The organism is Acetobacter sp. DmW_136 (assembly GCF_008690365.1).
In the GTDB taxonomy this organism is placed as follows: Bacteria; Pseudomonadota; Alphaproteobacteria; order Acetobacterales; family Acetobacteraceae; genus Acetobacter; species Acetobacter oryzifermentans.
Genome location: NZ_VHON01000070.1, coordinates 117512 through 135594, shown reverse-complemented (window position 1 = coordinate 135594; position 18083 = coordinate 117512). Strand labels below are relative to the sequence as shown.

At 54.1% G+C, this 18083-nt stretch carries 13 protein-coding genes and 2 tRNA genes; 4 read left to right on the top strand and 11 right to left on the bottom strand.

Annotated elements, in window-relative coordinates:
- Window positions 1–20: 20 nt before the first annotated feature.
- From FKW31_RS15045 to FKW31_RS15005, 9 genes are all read right to left on the bottom strand, one after another.
- Window positions 21–491, bottom strand: a complete 471-nt coding sequence (locus FKW31_RS15045) for a cytochrome c (RefSeq protein WP_063354469.1) — start codon at window positions 489–491, stop codon at window positions 21–23.
- A 291-nt stretch (window positions 492–782) separates the two neighbouring features.
- Window positions 783–858: transfer RNA gene (locus tag FKW31_RS15040), tRNA-Phe, on the bottom strand.
- A gap of 55 nt (window positions 859–913) precedes the next feature.
- Window positions 914–1099, bottom strand: a complete 186-nt coding sequence (locus tag FKW31_RS15035; RefSeq protein WP_006117510.1) for a DNA gyrase inhibitor YacG — start codon at window positions 1097–1099, stop codon at window positions 914–916.
- Window positions 1096–2181, bottom strand: a complete 1086-nt coding sequence (locus FKW31_RS15030) for a ribonuclease E/G (RefSeq protein ID WP_150178965.1) — start codon at window positions 2179–2181, stop codon at window positions 1096–1098. The genes FKW31_RS15035 and FKW31_RS15030 overlap by 4 nt, the downstream gene beginning before the upstream one ends.
- Window positions 2178–2810, bottom strand: coding sequence for a nucleoside triphosphate pyrophosphatase (locus tag FKW31_RS15025; RefSeq protein ID WP_150178964.1), 633 nt, complete (start codon window positions 2808–2810; stop codon window positions 2178–2180). The genes FKW31_RS15030 and FKW31_RS15025 overlap by 4 nt, the downstream gene beginning before the upstream one ends.
- A gap of 4 nt (window positions 2811–2814) precedes the next feature.
- Complete coding sequence (gene infA, locus FKW31_RS15020; protein WP_003623225.1) at window positions 2815–3033, bottom strand: translation initiation factor IF-1; 219 nt, start codon at window positions 3031–3033, stop codon at window positions 2815–2817.
- Between the two features lie 74 nt (window positions 3034–3107).
- Window positions 3108–4421, bottom strand: coding sequence for a histidinol dehydrogenase (gene hisD, locus FKW31_RS15015; protein ID WP_150178963.1), 1314 nt, complete (start codon window positions 4419–4421; stop codon window positions 3108–3110).
- A gap of 14 nt (window positions 4422–4435) precedes the next feature.
- Complete coding sequence (gene hisG, locus FKW31_RS15010) at window positions 4436–5167, bottom strand: ATP phosphoribosyltransferase (RefSeq protein ID WP_006117506.1); 732 nt, start codon at window positions 5165–5167, stop codon at window positions 4436–4438.
- A gap of 175 nt (window positions 5168–5342) precedes the next feature.
- Window positions 5343–8342, bottom strand: a complete 3000-nt coding sequence (locus tag FKW31_RS15005; RefSeq protein WP_150178962.1) for a ribonuclease E/G — start codon at window positions 8340–8342, stop codon at window positions 5343–5345.
- A 333-nt stretch (window positions 8343–8675) separates the two neighbouring features.
- Between FKW31_RS15005 and FKW31_RS15000 the strand changes: the two genes are divergently transcribed.
- A complete protein-coding gene (locus FKW31_RS15000; RefSeq protein WP_150178961.1) occupies window positions 8676–9575 on the top strand; it encodes an N-acetylmuramoyl-L-alanine amidase in 900 nt (299 codons plus the stop codon).
- Here FKW31_RS15000 and FKW31_RS14995 read toward each other — a convergent pair.
- Entirely contained in the window at window positions 9539–10477 is a 939-nt protein-coding gene (locus tag FKW31_RS14995; RefSeq protein WP_006117503.1) for a DMT family transporter, read from the bottom strand. The genes FKW31_RS15000 and FKW31_RS14995 overlap by 37 nt on opposite strands.
- Window positions 10478–10618: 141 nt before the next feature.
- Window positions 10619–10705, bottom strand: a tRNA-Leu gene (locus FKW31_RS14990).
- 181 nt (window positions 10706–10886) lie between these two features.
- Between FKW31_RS14990 and FKW31_RS14985 the strand changes: the two genes are divergently transcribed.
- From FKW31_RS14985 to gltB, 3 genes are all read left to right on the top strand, one after another.
- Window positions 10887–11840: a complex I NDUFA9 subunit family protein gene (locus FKW31_RS14985; RefSeq protein WP_150178960.1), complete on the top strand. Its 954-nt coding sequence runs from the start codon at window positions 10887–10889 to the stop codon at window positions 11838–11840.
- Between the two features lie 194 nt (window positions 11841–12034).
- Window positions 12035–13483: an NAD(P)-dependent oxidoreductase gene (locus FKW31_RS14980; RefSeq protein ID WP_150178959.1), complete on the top strand. Its 1449-nt coding sequence runs from the start codon at window positions 12035–12037 to the stop codon at window positions 13481–13483.
- On the top strand, window positions 13483–18039 hold the full coding sequence (gltB, locus tag FKW31_RS14975) for a glutamate synthase large subunit (protein ID WP_150178997.1): 4557 nt from the start codon (window positions 13483–13485) through the stop codon (window positions 18037–18039). Before FKW31_RS14980 ends, gltB begins: the two co-directional genes overlap by 1 nt.
- The last annotated feature ends 44 nt before the right edge of the window (window positions 18040–18083 follow it).

Sequence of the window (18083 nt, the reverse complement as noted above, 5' to 3'; positions counted from 1 at the left end):
ATGGCTGGCTCTTGGTTTATTTATGGCAGAGGGTGAGCAGCGTTCAGCTTTTCACGCTCTTCCAGCACAACACCCGGCTGCAAGGGTGTAGCACGTTCCTTTTTAATATCATCCGCTGTGAAGGTTGGCGTAGAAGCCGCGCCACTCAGGGAGGAAACGTAGGTTAGCAGAGCAGCAATTTCTTCATCAGACATGGATGACATGGAAGGCATGTAACCCATGTAGGAACCACCAGCGGCCTTCAGGCTGCCAGCAAGACCATTCAGCAGTACGTGTGTCACGTAGGTTTTGCCTTCAGGAGAAGCCGCAATTTTGTCAATGCGTCCTTTCAGGGGTGGAAATTGCCCTGGAACGCCATCGCCGCTGCTCTGGTGGCACATGGCGCAGTGCGTTGCATAAAGCTGCGCGCCATCCGCCGCTGCATGCGCTGCACCAGAAAAGCCTACGCCTCCGGTAAGAGCTGCTAGCAGAGCGAGAACGGTCTTTTTCATAAAATACTCCTGAAAACTGTTCGATAATGAAACGACTATACACAGATAGCCTATCTTCTCAACCTAAGGGAGCTGAAAGAATATGCTTTCTTTATTTCGAACAATCAGGGCGGAAGAAAGGCTTTATGGCTGCACAGAAGGGATGAACTGATGAGATGGCTGCGCAAAAAGAGAGAGCAGAGCCGATCGCGGCTGTAAATAAGAGAGCGTGGAGCTAAAACCACTAAAGGCGATTACACCAAATTATACCAAACTATTTTTTGGGAGGGGGGGCAGTTCACTGCCGTTTAATGGTGCCCAAGGGCGGGATCGAACCACCGACACTGCGATTTTCAGTCGCATGCTCTACCAACTGAGCTACTTGGGCACCGCAGCCTTGCGGCGTGAGAGAGCATGTATCTCACTCTTTGCAGGAGATCAAGTCACCTTTCGTCATTTCTTTCAGCTTTTTCATCATTTTCGATCAGGACAGGTGCACCCGGAATGCGATAATCGCCAGAAAACCAGCGGCCTAAATCAATATCTGCGCAGCGTTTTGAGCAAAAAGGGCGGAATTCTGCCTGTGCAGGCTTGCCGCATACGGGGCATTTAGCTGGTTTAGAAGTCATGCGTCCTGAACCGTCCAGAAAAAATCAGGCAAAGCAGGATCGGCCTTTAGGGCCAAAGGTTTGCCGCGGAGTTGTACACAGTCTGCCACGGCTTGCGGGTCTTGCTCCAGTGCCTGAATAAGGGGGATACTACCACGTAAGATGGTTGCCGTAGGGGCTTGTGCCAAGATGGTTCGGAGTGCCTTAAGCGCATGCCCATGAGGAGAGTTGAGAAGCTCTGGAAGGGAGGGGTGAATGCGCGGGCGCACAATCTCAATCAACCCTAAAGCGCTTACGCCAAGGCAGCGTGGGCGAAGTGGATCTGCCCGCAAAGCCTCTTGCACGACATCTTGCAAAGCCTGACGCTTGCGTATGGCCATACCTGCTGGATCAATGACAATTGCTCCAGAAAGATTGCGCAGGCGGATTTGGTGTAAAAGTTCAGGCAACGCATCACGATTTGCTGCAAACTGTGCAGTCTGCTTGGGGCGGGAGCCCGAAACAGGCGGTGCGTCCATATCAATGGCAATAAGCGCGGGGGTTGGCGTAATGGTTGCCTGCATGTTGCCTGGTAGATCTACACTGCTCTCTTCCAGAGCATGACATGCTGCCATAATTTCTGGCGGCATAGGCATAAATCCGGCTTCTCTTTTTGCGCGTAGGAGCGGGGGCACAAGGGCGGCCGCCTGCGGGGTATCTACGGTAATGATTGCATTTGGCCATTGGGCCGCCAGACGTTCCAGAGGGGTTGGACCGGTGGCTACGAGGCCAACATCCTTACCCTGAGCAGAAGGTTCCAGCATGCGCACACGCACGCCTTTGCCGCCTTGCGCTGCGCGGGAAACGCAAACCGTTATGCTCTGGCCTTCGGTAAGGTGAGAGACTGCTTTCTGGTCGGATAGAAAACCTTGCAGGCCATGCCCCAGATCTACAAATGCTCCCCCCATAAAGGCAGCTTGTGCCGCTACACGCCCAACATAGATATTGCCAACAAGATCGGGGGTGGCTGGCCGCCAAAGTGCGTAATCCAGCAGCGTATCATCTTTGGTAACAGCAAGGCGCATTTCACCCGGAAAGGTGGCAACGCGCAAATAATGCATCACGCCAGCCAGTGTCCGGGTTGCCCGCGTAAAAGCTGGGCTGTTTCAAATAGTGGCAAACCAATAACAGCAGAGCTGCTACCAGATAGAAAACGAATAAAGCCTGCAGCATGGCCTTGCAGGGCATATCCGCCTGCTTTGCCTGCCCAGTCTCCCGCATCTAATAGCGCATTGATCTGATGCGGTGTAAGACGATTAAACGTAACCGCTGTTTCTACCAGTCGCTCTGCTGTTTTACCTTTTGGCCACGCGGAGCTAGGCATAACCGCAACCGATGTTATGACTGTATGCCGTCTGCCAGAAAGGCGTTCCAGACAGAATTGCGCAGTTTCCCGCTTTTCTGCTTTTGGTAGAATACGCCGCCCCAGCGTAACCACTGTATCTGCAGCTAGAATTAAGGCCGGTTCAGTAACGGTGGCAGCTACCGCGCGTGCTTTTTCCAACGCCATACGGCGCGCATAAGCACGGGGACGTTCTGTTTTTGCGGGTGTTTCGTCAATATCAGCCGGAATGATGCGGTCAGGCACTACGCCAATCTGGCGCAGCAGCTCTATCCGCCGGGGCGAAGCAGATGCCAGTATAAGGAGAGGTGCCTCTCCTTTAACGGAGTTCTGCTGGCCGGAAACTGTCACGGCTTTATTTGAAGCGGAACGTAATGCGACCCTTGGAAAGGTCGTAAGGTGTCATTTCAACATTCACGCGGTCACCCGCCAGAACGCGAATACGGTTCTTACGCATTTTGCCGCTGGTATGCGCCAGAATAACGTGTTCATTGTCCAGCTTTACGCGGAACATGGCATTAGGCAGCAGTTCAGTTACCGTGCCGCTAAATTCAATCATGTCTTCTTTAGACATTGCATCCTTCGTATGTTTCAGAGCCGTTAAAGGTCAATCTTGGTGAGCAGATATGGGTGAGTGACAGCCTATGGTCAAGCATTAGGTGTTGAGGCTGCCAGAACATCCAATCTGGCGGAAACGCTAAGTGCGTGGGCTTCCAGCCCTTCGGCCTGAGCCAGCGCCACAGCAGCGGGCCCGATCTGGCGGAGGGCATCCGGGCCGCCAGATAAAAACGTTGTGCGCTTCATGAAGTCAAAAACAGACAGGCCAGAAGCAAAACGCGCGGTGCGGGATGTAGGTAGCACATGGTTGGGGCCGCCTACGTAATCCCCTATGGCTTCGGGGCAGAAACGGCCCAGAAAGGCAGCCCCGGCATGGCGTACATGGGTAAACAAGCTTTCCGGATCATCCACCATCAGTTCAAGATGTTCGGGTGCCAGACGGTTGGCCAGTTCTACGGCTTCCTTCATATTGCGGCTAATCAGCACTGCACCATTACGTGCCCAGCTTTCCCCCGCAATAGCTGAGCGGGACAGTACGCGCAGCTCAGCGTCCACAGCCTGAATAACGGTATCTGCAAATGCTGCATCAGGGGTAATAAGTGTGGCTTGCGCGCATTCATCATGCTCGGCCTGTGCCAGCAGATCCAGCGCAATCAAGCGTGGATTCGTATTCGAATCGGCAATCACCACCACATCAGATGGGCCAGCAATACTGTCTATGCCTACATATCCAAAAACCTGACGTTTGGCTTCGGCCACGTATGCGTTGCCCGGGCCAACAATGCGGTCCACCGGGCGGATGGTTTGCGTGCCATAGGCCATAGCGCCCACAGCCTGCGCACCGCCAACACGGTAGATTTCTGTTACACCAGCTCGGTGCGCTGCGGCCAGCACCAACGGGTTAATCACCCCATCAGGAGTTGGCACACACATGGCCAAACGCTGCACTCCAGCAACTTTGGCGGGGATGGCGTTCATCAACACGGAAGATGGATATGCTGCTTTGCCACCGGGCACGTACAGGCCGACTGCATCTAGCGGAATCCAACGCATGCCCAATGTCATGCCTACATCATCTGTGTAACGGATATCAGAAGGTAGCTGGTTTTTATGGAAGGACTCGATACGCTGCGCGGCAATATCCAGTGCCTCCAGAAGTTCAGGGCTTACTTTTGCGCGTGCCTGCTCAATCTCCTGTGCCGTAAAGGCAAGCTGTTGAGCGGTAAGGGGCAGGCGGTCAAAGCGCTCTGTAAAAGCACAAAGTGCGGCATCACCTTCTTTGCGTACAGCAGCCAGAATATCTGCAACCGGTTTATGAACTTCCTGCCCTTGCTCCTCACGATTGGAAAGAAGAGCGGTAAAGGCGGTTTCAAAATTCGGTTCGCGCGTATCAAGCCGTTTCATGGAATGCGTCTGCCTTACACATTTTCCGCAACGGGCGAGGATGTAGCAAGCGCCGTGCGAAAGCGGGAGAGAATGCGGTCAATCTGTTCCGGGCGGGTTTTAAGGGCCGTGCGGTTAACAATAACGCGGCTGGTGACCTGAGCGATGGTTTCTACTTCCTTCAGGCCGTTGGCTTTCAGGGTAGAGCCTGTATCCACCAGATCCACAATGAGGCGGGAAAGACCAAGCATTGGAGCCAGTTCCATGGCACCGTGCAGGTGCACAATGGTGGCGTTAATGCCGCGTGCTGCAAAAAAGCGACGTGTGATAGCGGGGTATTTGGTGGCTACCCGCACTTCGGACCAACGCTTCCATTCCTGTGGATCATGCGGAAGGTGAGCAGGCTGCGCCACAGAAATGCGGCATGCGCCAATACCCAGATCAAGCGGGGCATAAATTTCGGGGTAATCGAATTCCATCAGCACATCAGCGCCGCAAACGCCAACCTGAGCACCGCCGCTGGCCACAAAGGTTGCAACGTCAAACGAGCGCACGCGCACCACATCAACCTGTGGGTCCTGCGTGGGAAAGCGCAGTTTGCGGCTATCTCCCCCCAAGCATTCTGGGGCAGGGGCCATACCTGTGCCAGACATAAGGGGTGAGACAGCTTTGAGGATACGGCCTTTAGGGAGAGCCAGAACAATACGCCCGTTATCTTCCGTGCCGAAAGATGTTTCGGTCTGATGGGCAGGGCGGGGATGGTTCATGAAAACTCCGGCGGAGGCAAGGCGTGTCAAATTAAGCCTGCACTCCTACCACAAGGCGCAGCAGAAGAAAAATATGTAGTGGCCACATCTGCCATCAGTTTGCGTCTGGCAGATATGGCCACTTACCAGATCTAAAGGAGAAAGCCCTTTAAATCTGGTAGAAGCGTGGTGTGATTTACTTTTTCCACCAGCCGGTACGCCTGCGCGTTGCTGGCGGGCTATCTTCGATCACGATAGGCTGGACAATAGCTTCTTCTTTATCAGAAACTTCAGATGCAGCCTCTTTAGATGCGGAAGTAGCAACTGCTTCGCTTCCGCTGGCGGCTTCTGGAGTAGAGGCTGGTTCTGCCTTTTTACGAGTGGTGCGCCGACGGGTTGTTTTCTTTGGCTTTTCCTCGGCAGTGTCCGCTGTAGAAGCTTCAGCCGCTTCTGTTGCCTCATCCTTTGCCGCTGTTTTGCGGCGGGTTGCACGGCGGCGCACAGGTTTTTTGGGGGCCTCTGCTTCCGTTGATGCAGCTTCTGCTTCTGGTGCGGCTACAGATGTTTCTGCCTGTTCGGCATTTTCTTCTGCTGCGGGTTCTACCTTCTTGCGTGTGCGGCGACGACGCGGTTTAGGCGCTTCTTCCGTTTTTTCAGGCTCTTCCGGTGCAGCCATAACGGGTTGGGGTGCAACCTCTTCCGTTTTGGCGGGTTCTACTGGCACGCTTGCAGCTTCTTCCTGCACGTTAGCTGCTTTAGGTGCTGGTGCAATGTCAACAGCCTGTTGGCGGGCAGTGTTTTCCAGAAGTTCGAAAATGTCCGGCGCACCGCCAAATGGGTTGGCCGGTGTTGGGCCTTCCCATGCTGGCATATTGGGCCGTGGCGCGGGGCCTTCTTCGATATCTACATGGATTTCCGTGCGTGTTTCAGTTGGTTTGCGCACACGGGAGCGGCGGGTTCTGCGTCGGCCCGGCACCAGATTGGTTTCTGCTTCGGCTTCTGCAACAGGTTCTGCCGCGTTTTCAGGCGCTGCAATGGGTGCGGTTTCAGCAGTTTCTGGTGTTTCTGTATCAGGCTGTGTCTGTGTTTCAGATACCTGATTGGTATCCTGATCATTCCGCCGACGGCGCCGACGCCGACGCCGACGACGTGGCTCGTCGGAAGTATCGGCAGTTTCCTGAATAGAAGAAGGTTCTGCAGCCGGAATTTCTGGCGTGGCAGCGGCAACCTCATCTGCCACAATGTTTTCAACCGGCGGCAATGGCGGCTGAATCCGTGGCGGACGTGCATGCTGGCGGCGTTCGATCCGAACTTCCGGAGCTGGTAGCGTATTGTCTGCGGCAAACAGCACTTCCATCTGGTGGCGCTGTTCGATTTGCGTCAGCCAGTCCCGCTTGTTGTTTAGGATGTAGAAAGCAATATCCGCAGCAACATGCACGGTAATGGCGGAAGAACGGCGGCGTGCGCCTTCTTCTTCCACTGCGCGCAGAACATGCAGGGCAGAGCTTTCAATGCTGCGCATCATGCCTGTGCCATTACAGTGCGGGCAAGGCATAAAGGCGGCTTCTGCTACAGATGGGCGTAGCCGCTGGCGCGACATTTCCAGCAACCCGAAATGGGAGATAGAGCCAATCTGGATACGTGCCCGATCATGCCGCAAGGCATCTTTCAGGCGGCGTTCGATCATGGAGTTATGGCGGCGAGACTCCATATCAATGAAGTCGATTACAATCAGGCCAGCCAGATCGCGCAGGCGCAACTGGCGGGCTACTTCATCAGCAGCTTCCTGATTGGTGCGGAACGCCGTTTCTTCAATGTTACGTTGGCTGGTGGCTTTGCCCGAGTTTACGTCAATGGCAACCAAGGCTTCTGTCTGGTTGATAACCAGATAACCGCCAGAGCGCAGAGATACCACGGGGGAGAACATGGCATCCAGATGCCCTTCCACGTGGTAGTGGGTGAACAGAGGTTGGTTTTCCTTGTTCCACAGCCGGACTTTTTCTGCGTGCTGAGGCATCAGCATCCGCATGAAGTCCCGCGCGGCCTTCCAGCCGTTTTCTCCATCCACTACAATTTCGCTGATTTCGCGGGTGTAAACATCGCGGATAGCGCGTTTTACCAAGCTCGCTTCTTCGTAAATCAGTGCGGGGGCCACGGATTGAAGCGTATGTTCGCGGATATCATCCCACAGATGGAGCAGATATTCGCAGTCTCGCGTAATTTCTGGGCCGGGCCGTTGCGCGCCAGCAGTGCGCACAATCATGGCCATGCCGCGGGGCAGGTTGAGGTCGGAAACAATATCTCGCAGACGGCGGCGGTCTGCCACAGATGTAATCTTGCGTGAAACGCCACCACCACGCAGGGCATTGGGCATAAGCACACAGTAACGGCCAGCCAAAGAAACATAGGTGGTCAGGGCTGCGCCCTTGTTGCCACGTTCTTCCTTAACCACCTGCACAAGCAGCACCTGCCGACGGCGGATAACTTCCTGAATACGGTAGTTACGCAGGAATCGGGCAATGCGTTTTTGAATAAGGGCTTCTTCACCCGTATCTGTTTCGCCGCCGACGTAGTCTGGAGCATCCGGCTTGTTGGCAGAACGTTCTTCCCGTTCAGAACCTTCGCCTTCATTCTGAGCGGCAGTGTCAGATGCTTCTATATCCTGTTCCGTATCAGATGCCTGAGTTTCTGCATTGTCAGATGCATCATCTTCATCAGAACCATTTTCGCTGTTTTCCAGCAGAGCTTCTTCTTCCGCCTGAAGGGCCAGCAGCTTTTCGCGGTCAGAAACCGGGATCTGATAGTAATCCGGATGGATTTCGCTAAAGGCCAGAAAGCCGTGGCGGTTGCCGCCATATTCTACAAAGGCGGCTTGCAGGCTTGGCTCTACGCGAACAACGCGGGCAAGGTAGATGTTCCCTTTAAGCTGCTTTTTTGCAGCAGATTCAACATCGTAATCTTCAAGCCGATTTCCGTCCATCACAACAACACGCGTTTCTTCCGCGTGTGTCGCGTCGATCAGCATACGCTTTGACATAAAAAGAAAAACTCCGGTGCGCCGGTGGCCAGCCTGTGTGGTGCTGCCGTGTAAATGGCATGGCACGACGGAGCAGGGGCTCTTCCGGCGGATATAAACAGGCGTGCGATAAAAATTGGAAGGCGTACAAAGTTTCCATAGCTGCCCCTGTATCAGCATCCTTCAGGCACGGTACGGCCTGTGGTCTGGCTGTTTTCAGCAAAGGGATGGGGCGGGCGATGGTCATGTATCCTTCAGTCAGTGTTTCTGCCCCTGATCTTTATGCGTGCGGGCGCGGTGTTGATGTAACCGGCGGCCCCCGTTCACGGCATGGACGGAGCGGAATAAAGCGCATGACGGGCATTTCTACCCTTGTGCCATACTGTGCGAACATGGCTCAAATAACCATAAATCGCAAGCCATTCGTAACAAACGTTGTTTTAGGGTGCCGATACATCTTTTTTCTGTCATTTTGAGTGCACACTTTAGCGTAAAGTGAACAGGAGCACTTTAATGGCTTTTCAGGCAGGCAAGATGCGCGGCAAAATCGTTGCTTCTGCAACGGTGCAGAAGGGTGTTACACGCCGTTCCGGGCTGCTGTATTTAGGCGGTGGCGGACTGGTTGCTGCCGCTATGCCAGCAGATGTTTGGGCCGCAAATAAGCAGGCAACAGGGCATAAACTGGCAGCTCCGGCTCTTGTTGGTAAGGCACGGCCCGCAGCCCCGCTTATTATGCTAGACCCAGGGCATGGAGGCAAAGATCCTGGGGCCATTGGGTACACTGGTACGTATGAAAAACATGTAGCGGAAGCTGCCGCGCAGGAGCTAAGGCGGCAATTGTTGGCAACGGGACGTTACCGCGTAGCCATGACACGTGCTGGAGACCATTTTGTACCGCTGGATGGTAGGGTGGAACTGGCGCAGCAGCACGGAGCATCGCTTTTTATTTCCATGCATGCAGATGCTTTGCATAGTCCGCAGGTGCGTGGGGCCAGTGTTTACACCCATTCGCATGGCGCATCAGATAGCCAGACCGCAGATCTGGCCAAAACCGAAAACAGTGCAGACAGATATGGCGGCCCAATGGTGCATAGTGCATCACCAGAGGTGCAGCAGATTCTTGCTAGTTTGGTAACAGAAGAAACCCGCAAAGGCTCAGCCCATATGGCGCAGGCTGTGGTGTCGGCCTTTAATTCTCGGGTGCTGTTGCTGCCGCATCCGCACAGGCATGCTGCTTTTGCGGTGTTGAAATCTGCCCAAATCCCCTCGGTTCTGGTTGAAATGGGCTTTATGTCTAATCGAATGGATGAGGCTGCGTTGCGTCAGGCAGGCCACCGAGCCATGGTGGCCGGGGCCATGCGAGACGCCGTTAATCGTTACTTTGCATCAGCCGGAGTGGGGCTTGCAGGCTGAAGGCGCGCCTGCTTGCGTGCAAGGCGCCGCTGTTTGAGTGCGAGTAGATGCTTGCGGAACCAATCCAGCATGCCAGATAAGGTAACAATTGTTACGCCAATAATGGTCCATTTATCTAGCGGTTCATGGAACAGCAAATAGCTAAACAGCACAGCCCAAACCATTTGGGTGTATTGTGGCAATGCCACGCGGCTGGCGGGGGTAAGGGTGGCCGCCAACATAATAAGTAGTTGGCCTAGAGCCGCCAGAAATCCGTAACCAAACAAAAAGCTCCAATCCGTAACTGTATGCGGCCACGTAAAGTTGGGAAGGGCCAAAAGGCCATCCCCAAGCAGAGGCCCGGCTAGGCTAGAGCCAAGAACCCCCAGTTTTGTGGTGCCTGTGCCAGCTACACGGTAAGCAATAACGTTTACAGCGCTGGCAATGGCAGCGGCTAATGCACAGGCATGGCCAAAATGAAGTGGCCGCACGCCGGGGCGCAGCACAACCAGAACGCCTGCAAACCCGATAGCCACAGCAACCCATCCCCAAAGGGATACTTTTTCCTTAAGTGCGACAACAGAAAGAATGGTGGCAATAAAGGGCATAAGGAACATTAGCGAGAGCGCTTCTGGCATGGACAGAAGCATGAAGGATTCTACGCTGGCGGCTGTGGCAATAAATGTTGCGACAGCCCGAATCCACCACATACCCGGTTTTTGAATGGGCAGAATGTTCAGCCATGATTGCCCGCGCGATTTAACAAACGGAACCAATAGCAGCCCAAAAACGCCACCAGAAAAGGCAACCTCAAACGGGTTGAGCCTGCCAGTAAGCAGTTTAGAAAAAGCATCACTTATAGAGAAAGCTGCAAACCCCAATAAAGACAGCAGCAGGCCCTTAGTGGGCGGGCTAAGTTTCATGTGTTGTGCTCTGCCTAATGGCGCGTAAGTGAAAAGAATAAAGAAGTGTCATAAACAGCCCGAAGGCTGAATTGAATACTCAACTCTTTATATTTACCATTTAGGGAGAAGAAAAATATCATATAAACTATATATGATATTTGGTGCCCAGAAGAAGACTCGAACTTCCACGACCTTGCGGCCACAGGTACCTGAAACCTGCGCGTCTACCAATTCCGCCATCTGGGCTCAAATGGCAACCAAGAGTGTCCCCGGCTGGTGAAGAGCCGTTTACCCCTCTGTGATGGGAGCGTCAACAGGGAAAATGATTTTTCTGACAGATTTGTGTCATTTGCCTGTCTGGCGTGGGCGGAGGGAATGGCACACAGTGCACAAAACACTGGATAAACGTGGAAGACGAGGGTGACTTATGGGTGCGCGTAAAATTGCAACCGTATTGGGTGGTGGCGGATTTGTAGGGCGTTATGTGGTGCAAAATCTGGCGCGGGCCGGGTACGAGGTGCGCGTTGCCAGCCGGCGACCAGATTTAACTGCGCGTTTACGCACGTTAGGGTATGTCGGACAGATTGCGCCTTTTTATGCATCTGTTCTGGATGATGCTTCTGTGGCCTGTGCGGTGCAGGGGGCGGATGTGGTGATCAACCTTGTGGCTGTCTTATCTTCCGTCAAGCAGCAAACACTGCAAGCCGTTAATGTAGAGGGCGCAGGGCGTGTGGCGCGTATAGCGGCAGAAACAGATGTGCCTGTATTTGTGCAAATGTCGGCGCTTGGTGCTTCAGAAACGGCTCTTTCGGCTTATGGTAGAAGTCGGGCTGCGGGTGAAAAGGTTGTGCGCCAATATCGGCCAGATGCTGTGATTATACGGCCTTCTGTTATTTTTGGGCCGGAGGATCATTTCTTTAACATGTTTGCAGGTCTTGCGCGGTATTTGCCGTGTTTGCCGGTTTATGGTGCCCATTCGCGCTTGCAACCTGTTTATGTGGGAGATGTGGCGCAAGCAGTATTTGTGGCGGCGCAGTCTTCTGTGTTTGCGGGGAAAGAACTTTTGTTGGGTGGCCCGCAGGAAATGACCATGCTGGATATTGCGCGGTTTGTATTGCGCGTAACGCAGCGCCATAAGCCTGTTTTTATTGTGCCATCAGTACTGGCAAAGTTGCAGGCTATGGTTTTGGAGCGGCTGCCGGGACATTTTCTGACGCAGGATCAATTGCGGATGTTGGCAACCGACAATGTTGTGCCCGCAGGGAAATCCGGTTTTGAAGCGTTGAATATCGTGCCGCAAAGCGTTGCGGCTATTGTGCCGTCTTATTTGGCGCGGTTTAGGGTGGGTGAGGCACAAAAAGATATATCCTTTTCTGTATAATGAGTTGGGGATAAAAAGGCCCGAAAATATACCTTTTTATCCGACCAATTAGATAGATTTTTGTTTTGTCATGAGGAAAAATATAAAAAGGTAAGCATTGCTGTCTTTTTATATTTACGGAGAACAAGCACCTTAGCTCCAGCAAAGTTTAGGGGCGGAGTCTGTCTGGCGCGCCCTTTCTCCGGGGATGCCACATGACGACCAAGATGCTTAAATTTGTCTCTGTGCCGCAAAAGCAGCCAGACAAGCGCACGGCTACGGCGCGGCGGGCAGATTTTGATGAAATTTATGAGGACTTCGCAACACCAGAAGCAACCGAGCAGGCCAGTCGGTGCTCGCAGTGCGGTGTGCCTTTCTGTTCAGTTCATTGCCCGCTCGGCAACAATATTCCTGATTGGCTGATGCTCACAGCACAGGGGCGGCTGGAAGAAGCCTATGGTGTTTCCTCCGCTACCAATACCTTCCCGGAAATTTGCGGTCGTATTTGCCCGCAGGATCGGCTGTGTGAAGGTAACTGCGTGATCGAACCGGGTTTCGAAAGCGTGACCATTGGCGCCGTAGAACGCTACATTACCGATACAGCATTTGAAAAAGGCTGGGTTAAACCTGTTAACCCGGTGCTGGAGCGCAGCCAGTCCGTTGCTATTATTGGTGCTGGCCCGGCTGGTTTGGCTGCGGCAGATCAGCTGCGCGCGCAAGGTTATAAAGTACATGTGTATGATCGGTATGATCGGGTAGGCGGTCTGCTGGTTTACGGTATTCCCGGCTTTAAGTTGGAAAAACACATTGTGGCCCGCCGTCATAAGCTGCTGGAAGAAGGTGGTGTTGTTTTCCACCTCGGCCAAGGCATTGGGGATGGTGAAGGCGAACTGTCTTTTGCAGATTTGCGTAACCGCCATGATGCTATTCTGATTGCAACAGGCGTTTACAAATCGCGTGAAATCGGAGGCCCCGGCGTTGGGCTGGCGGGTATTGAAAAGGCGCTGGATTACCTTACGGCTTCTAACCGACGTTCCTTGGGGGATACCTTGCCGCCGGAAGCGCAGGCATTGGATGCCGCAGGTAAAAACGTAGTGGTTCTGGGTGGTGGTGATACCGCAATGGACTGCGTGCGCACGGCTATTCGCCAAGGTGCAAAATCCGTGAAATGCCTGTACCGGCGCGATAAAGCCAACATGCCTGGTTCTGCCCGCGAAGTAAAAAATGCGGAAGAAGAAGGTGTGCAGTTTGAATGGCTGGCAGCCCCTGAAGCCTTTTTGGGTGAAGGACATGTTTCTGGCGTGCGGGCCGTGCGGATGAAGCTGGGCTTGCCAGATGCCACGGGCCGTCAGTCAGTTGAGCCACTGGAAGGCTCTTCTTTCACGCTGGATGTTGATCTGGTTATCAAGGCTCTTGGGTTTGACCCAGAACCTCTGCCGCAGCTTTGGGGGCAGAAGGATCTGGCTGTATCCCGTTGGGGTACGCTCAAGGTTGGTCAGAAAGATTTCATGACATCCCTGCCGGGCGTGTTTGCCGCAGGGGACATTGTGCGTGGGGCCAGTTTGGTTGTGTGGGCCATTCGTGATGGGCGCGATGCAGCCGCCTGCATGCACACATGGATTCAGGAAAATGTAATGGCTACCGCCAAGGCGGAGCAGGGTTAATGGATATGGAACAGTTTCCCAACACCGTTTCCGCTGAAAGTAGCGAGGAATTTCTGAAAGCGTGGGATGCCAACGTGGCCGCGCTGGATGGGCTGTATGATCCGGCTGATGAACGTGATTCCTGTGGTGTGGGCCTTGTGGCCGCACTGGATGGCAAGCGTCGGCGTGAGGTGGTTGAAGCTGGCATCGCCGCTCTGAAAGCTATCTGGCACCGCGGCGCAGTGGATGCCGATGGCAAGACAGGCGATGGTGCGGGTATTCATGTAGAAATTCCGCAGGAATTTTTTGCAGATGCCATTACCAGCACAGGGGATCGGCCAGATGAAAGCCGGATTGCGGTGGGGCAGGTGTTTTTGCCCAAAACCGATCTGGCAGCACAGGAACAGTGTCGCCAGATTATCGAAACCCAGATTCTGGCGTTTGGATACGGCATTTATGGCTGGCGTCAGGTGCCGATTGATACTTCCTGTATCGGTGAAAAAGCCAACGCAACGCGCCCGGAAATTGAGCAGATCCTTATCCGTAATCTTCCCAATAAAGGGGAAGAAGAGTTTGAGCGTGATCTGTATGTGATCCGCCGCCGGATAGAAAAGGCCGCCATCGCCGCGCAGGTTGATCTGTATATCTGCTCGCTGTCATGCCGGTCTGTTATTTATAAAGGCATGTTCCTTGCAGAACATCTGACAGAGTTTTACCCAGATCTGCTGGATGAACGCTTTGTCAGCCGCTTTGCCATCTATCATCAGCGCTATTCCACCAACACCTTCCCTACATGGAAATTGGCGCAGCCGTTCCGTCGCCTTGCGCATAATGGTGAAATCAACACCATTTCCGGCAATATCAACTGGATGAAAAGCCATGAAACACGGCTTTCTCACCCAGATCTTGATCCGTGGATGGCAGATATCAAGCCGCTGGTGCAGGCTGGTGGCTCCGATACCGCAACGCTGGATAACGTTTACGAACTGCTGACTTTTGCTGGGCGTGATGCACCTTTTGCCAAGGCGCTGATGATCCCGGCAAGTGTTGGCGGTAATTCCTCCATGAAGCCCGCGCACCGTGATATGTTCACGTATTGCAACGCGGTAATGGAACCGTGGGACGGCCCCGCAGCACTATGCGCCACAGATGGCCGTTGGGTTGTGGCTGGGTTGGATCGCTCAGGATTGCGCCCGCTGCGTTATACGGTAACAACCGATAATCTGCTGATTGTCGGTTCTGAAACCGGCATGGTGCGCGTGCCTGAAAACGCCATTGTCAGCCGCGGTCGCCTTGGCCCGGGTGAGATGATTGGTGTCGATCTTCAGGAAGCCAAGCTGTATGGTAATACCGAACTGCTTGATCTGCTTGCTGCACGGCAAGATTTTTCTAGCTGGATCAAACGCACCCAGAAAATTGGCCATATCGTCCGTTCGGATGTGACAGAGCCAGTTTATTACGAAGGCGAAGAACTGCGCCGCCGCCAGTTGGCTGTGGGCAGCACGCTGGAAGAACTGGAAGCCATTCTGCACCCAATGGTCTCTACCGCCAGTGAAGCCATTGGCTCCATGGGTGATGATACGCCTCTGGCTGTGCTTTCTCCGCGTTATCGTGGGTTGGCACACTATTTCCGGCAGATGTTCAGCCAGGTGACCAATCCGCCAATCGATTCTCTGCGCGAATCCCGCGTGATGAGCCTGACAACGCGGCTAGGGAATCTGGGCAATATTCTGGATCAGTCCCCCGAACAGTGTGACATGCTTCAACTGCCCAGTCCGGTGCTGACATCTGGTGAGTATGAAGGGCTGCGCCACTTTACGGGCACTTCTGGTTGCGTGATTGATTGCACATTCCCCGCCAATGATGGGGAAGCTGGGCTGCGCGAAGCCATTGCTCGTATCCGGCGTGAGGCAGAAGAAGGTGTGCGGGGTGGCTGCACCCACGTATTCCTGACAGATGAAGATCAGTCTGCTGAGCGTGCATCTATTCCAATGATCTTGGCGACCGGGGCTGTGCACACGCATCTGGTGCGTACATCCTTGCGTACGTTTACATCTTTGAACGTGCGCACGGCTACGGCGCTGGATGTGCACGCTATTGCAGTAACAATTGGGGTGGGCGCCACCACAGTTAACCCTTATCTGGCGCAGGAAAGCATTGCAGACCGGCATCGTCGTGGCCTGTTTGGGCAGATGAGTCTGCGTGAGTGCATGGAACGCTACCGTAAAGCGGTAGATAAAGGCCTGCTTAAGATTATGTCCAAGATGGGTATTTCCATCGTGGCGTCTTACCGTGGTGGGTGCAATTTTGAGGCTGTGGGCCTTTCTCGTGCGCTTACGGCAGAATTCTTTCCCGGTATGCCTTCGCGTATTTCTGGTATTGGGCTTTCGGGCATTGCACGCAACGTATTGCAACTGCACGAAAGCGCATGGGGCGCGACCAATACGCTCACTTTGCCTGTAGGTGGCCTTTACAAGCTGCGCCGGAGTGGAGAACAGCACGCATTTGATGGCGGTCTGATCCATATGCTGCAAACAGCAGTGGCTACTGGCAGCTTTACCATCTACCAGCGTTATGCAGATGCCGTGCATGCGCAGCCACCTGTAGCCCTGCGTGATCTGCTGGACTTCCGTGATGGGCGCACGCCTATTCCGGTGGAAGAAGTGGAAAGCATTACGCAGCTGCGTAAACGCCTGATTTCCCCGGCAATTTCCCTGGGGGCCTTAAGCCCGGAAGCGCATGAAACGCTTTCCATCGCCATGAACCGAATTGGCGCAAAGTCTGATTCGGGTGAAGGTGGGGAAGATCCGGCACGTGCTAAGCCGCGCCCGAATGGGGATAACGCATCCTCCGCTATCAAACAGGTGGCATCTGGCCGCTTTGGTGTAACGGCGCAGTATCTGAATGATTGCCGTGAACTGGAAATTAAGGTGGCACAAGGTGCCAAACCGGGTGAAGGTGGGCAGCTTCCGGGCTTTAAGGTAACGGAGCTGATTGCCAAGCTGCGCCATGCCACGCCGGGTGTGACGCTGATTTCTCCGCCCCCGCACCATGATATCTATTCGATCGAAGATCTGGCGCAGCTGATTTACGATCTCAAGCAGATCAACCCGGAAGCAACGGTTACCGTTAAGTTGGTGGCGCGTTCTGGTATTGGCACCATTGCCGCTGGTGTGGCCAAGGCAAAAGCTGATGCCATCCTGATTTCCGGCCATTGCGGTGGCACAGGCGCAAGCCCGCTGAGCTCTATTAAATATGCGGGCTTGCCGTGGGAACTTGGGCTGGCGGAAACGCATCAGGTGCTTATGCTTAACCGTCTGCGCCATAGGGTGCGTTTGCGCGCCGATGGTGGTATCAAAACCGGGCGCGATGTGGTTATTGCCGCTATGCTTGGGGCAGAGGAATTTGGTATTGGCACAGCCAGCCTTGTGGCCATGGGCTGCATTATGGTGCGCCAGTGCCATTCCAACACCTGCCCAGTAGGTGTGTGTTCTCAGGACCCCAAAATGCGTGCCAAGTTTGAAGGTACGCCCGAAAAGGTTATCAATCTATTCTCCTTCATTGCAGAGGATGTGCGGAATATTCTGGCTTCGCTGGGCTTCCGTTCTCTAAATGAAGTTATCGGGCGCACGGATCTGCTGCGGCAGGTTTCCCGCGGGGATGATTATCTGGATGATCTGGATCTGAACTCTCTGCTGTCCCAGGCAGATCCGGGGCCGTTTGCACGCTACTGCACGCTGGATGGCCGGAATGAAGTGCCAGATACGCTGGATGCGCAGATGATTGGTGATGCCAAGCCGCTGTTCGACCACGGTGAGAAAATGCAGTTGCACTACAATGTGCAGAACACCCAGCGCGCCATTGGCACGCGCATTTCCTCTCTGATTGTGCGTCAGTTTGGTATGAAAACACTGGCACCGGGGCATCTTACGGTGCGTCTGCGCGGCTCTGCGGGGCAGTCTCTAGGGGCGTTTGCCGTGCAGGGGCTTAAACTGGAGGTGCTGGGCGATGCCAACGATTACGTGGGCAAAGGGCTTTCTGGCGCAACCATTACGGTGCGTCCTTCTCCGTCCTCTACGCTGGTGTCTAACAAGAACGCCATTATCGGCAACACGGTTTTGTATGGGGCTACTGCGGGTGAACTGTATGCCGCAGGGCAGGCGGGGGAACGCTTTGCCGTGCGTAACTCTGGTGCGATAGCTGTTGTAGAAGGTTGTGGTTCCAACGGGTGTGAATACATGACAGGCGGCACCGTGGTGGTGCTGGATGATGTGGGTGACAACTTTGGCGCTGGCTTTACCGGCGGCATGGCCTTTGTGCTGGACAAGGACAATGTGTTCGATAGCCGGGTAAACCCCGAATCCCTGTTGTGGGTGCGTGTAACTGAACCGAAATGGGAACAGATGCTGCGCAGCCTTGTTGAACGGCATGTGGAAGAAACAGGTTCTGCCTATGCCAGCATGTTGCTGCATAAATGGGATGAGGTTCTGCCGCACTTCTGGCATATCGTGCCTAAGGATTATGCCCGGATTATCGGCTTTACGGTGCCGGAACAGCAACTGGAAAAAACAGCCTGAACCATAAGGCTGCATGTAAGTTGACAGAAGCAGATGGGCGGAGG

Coding starts and splice junctions, on each gene's coding strand:
- FKW31_RS15000 (WP_150178961.1), top strand. CDS start 8,676: ATGGCTTTTCAGGCAGGCAAGATGCGCGGCAAAATCGTTGCTTCTGCA.
- FKW31_RS14995 (WP_006117503.1), bottom strand. CDS start 10,477: ATGAAACTTAGCCCGCCCACTAAGGGCCTGCTGCTGTCTTTATTGGGG.
- FKW31_RS14980 (WP_150178959.1), top strand. CDS start 12,035: ATGACGACCAAGATGCTTAAATTTGTCTCTGTGCCGCAAAAGCAGCCA.
- gltB (WP_150178997.1), top strand. CDS start 13,483: ATGGATATGGAACAGTTTCCCAACACCGTTTCCGCTGAAAGTAGCGAG.
- FKW31_RS15045 (WP_063354469.1), bottom strand. CDS start 491: ATGAAAAAGACCGTTCTCGCTCTGCTAGCAGCTCTTACCGGAGGCGTA.
- FKW31_RS15035 (WP_006117510.1), bottom strand. CDS start 1,099: ATGACTTCTAAACCAGCTAAATGCCCCGTATGCGGCAAGCCTGCACAG.
- infA (WP_003623225.1), bottom strand. CDS start 3,033: ATGTCTAAAGAAGACATGATTGAATTTAGCGGCACGGTAACTGAACTG.
- hisD (WP_150178963.1), bottom strand. CDS start 4,421: ATGAAACGGCTTGATACGCGCGAACCGAATTTTGAAACCGCCTTTACC.
- FKW31_RS14985 (WP_150178960.1), top strand. CDS start 10,887: ATGGGTGCGCGTAAAATTGCAACCGTATTGGGTGGTGGCGGATTTGTA.
- hisG (WP_006117506.1), bottom strand. CDS start 5,167: ATGAACCATCCCCGCCCTGCCCATCAGACCGAAACATCTTTCGGCACG.
- FKW31_RS15005 (WP_150178962.1), bottom strand. CDS start 8,342: ATGCTGATACAGGGGCAGCTATGGAAACTTTGTACGCCTTCCAATTTT.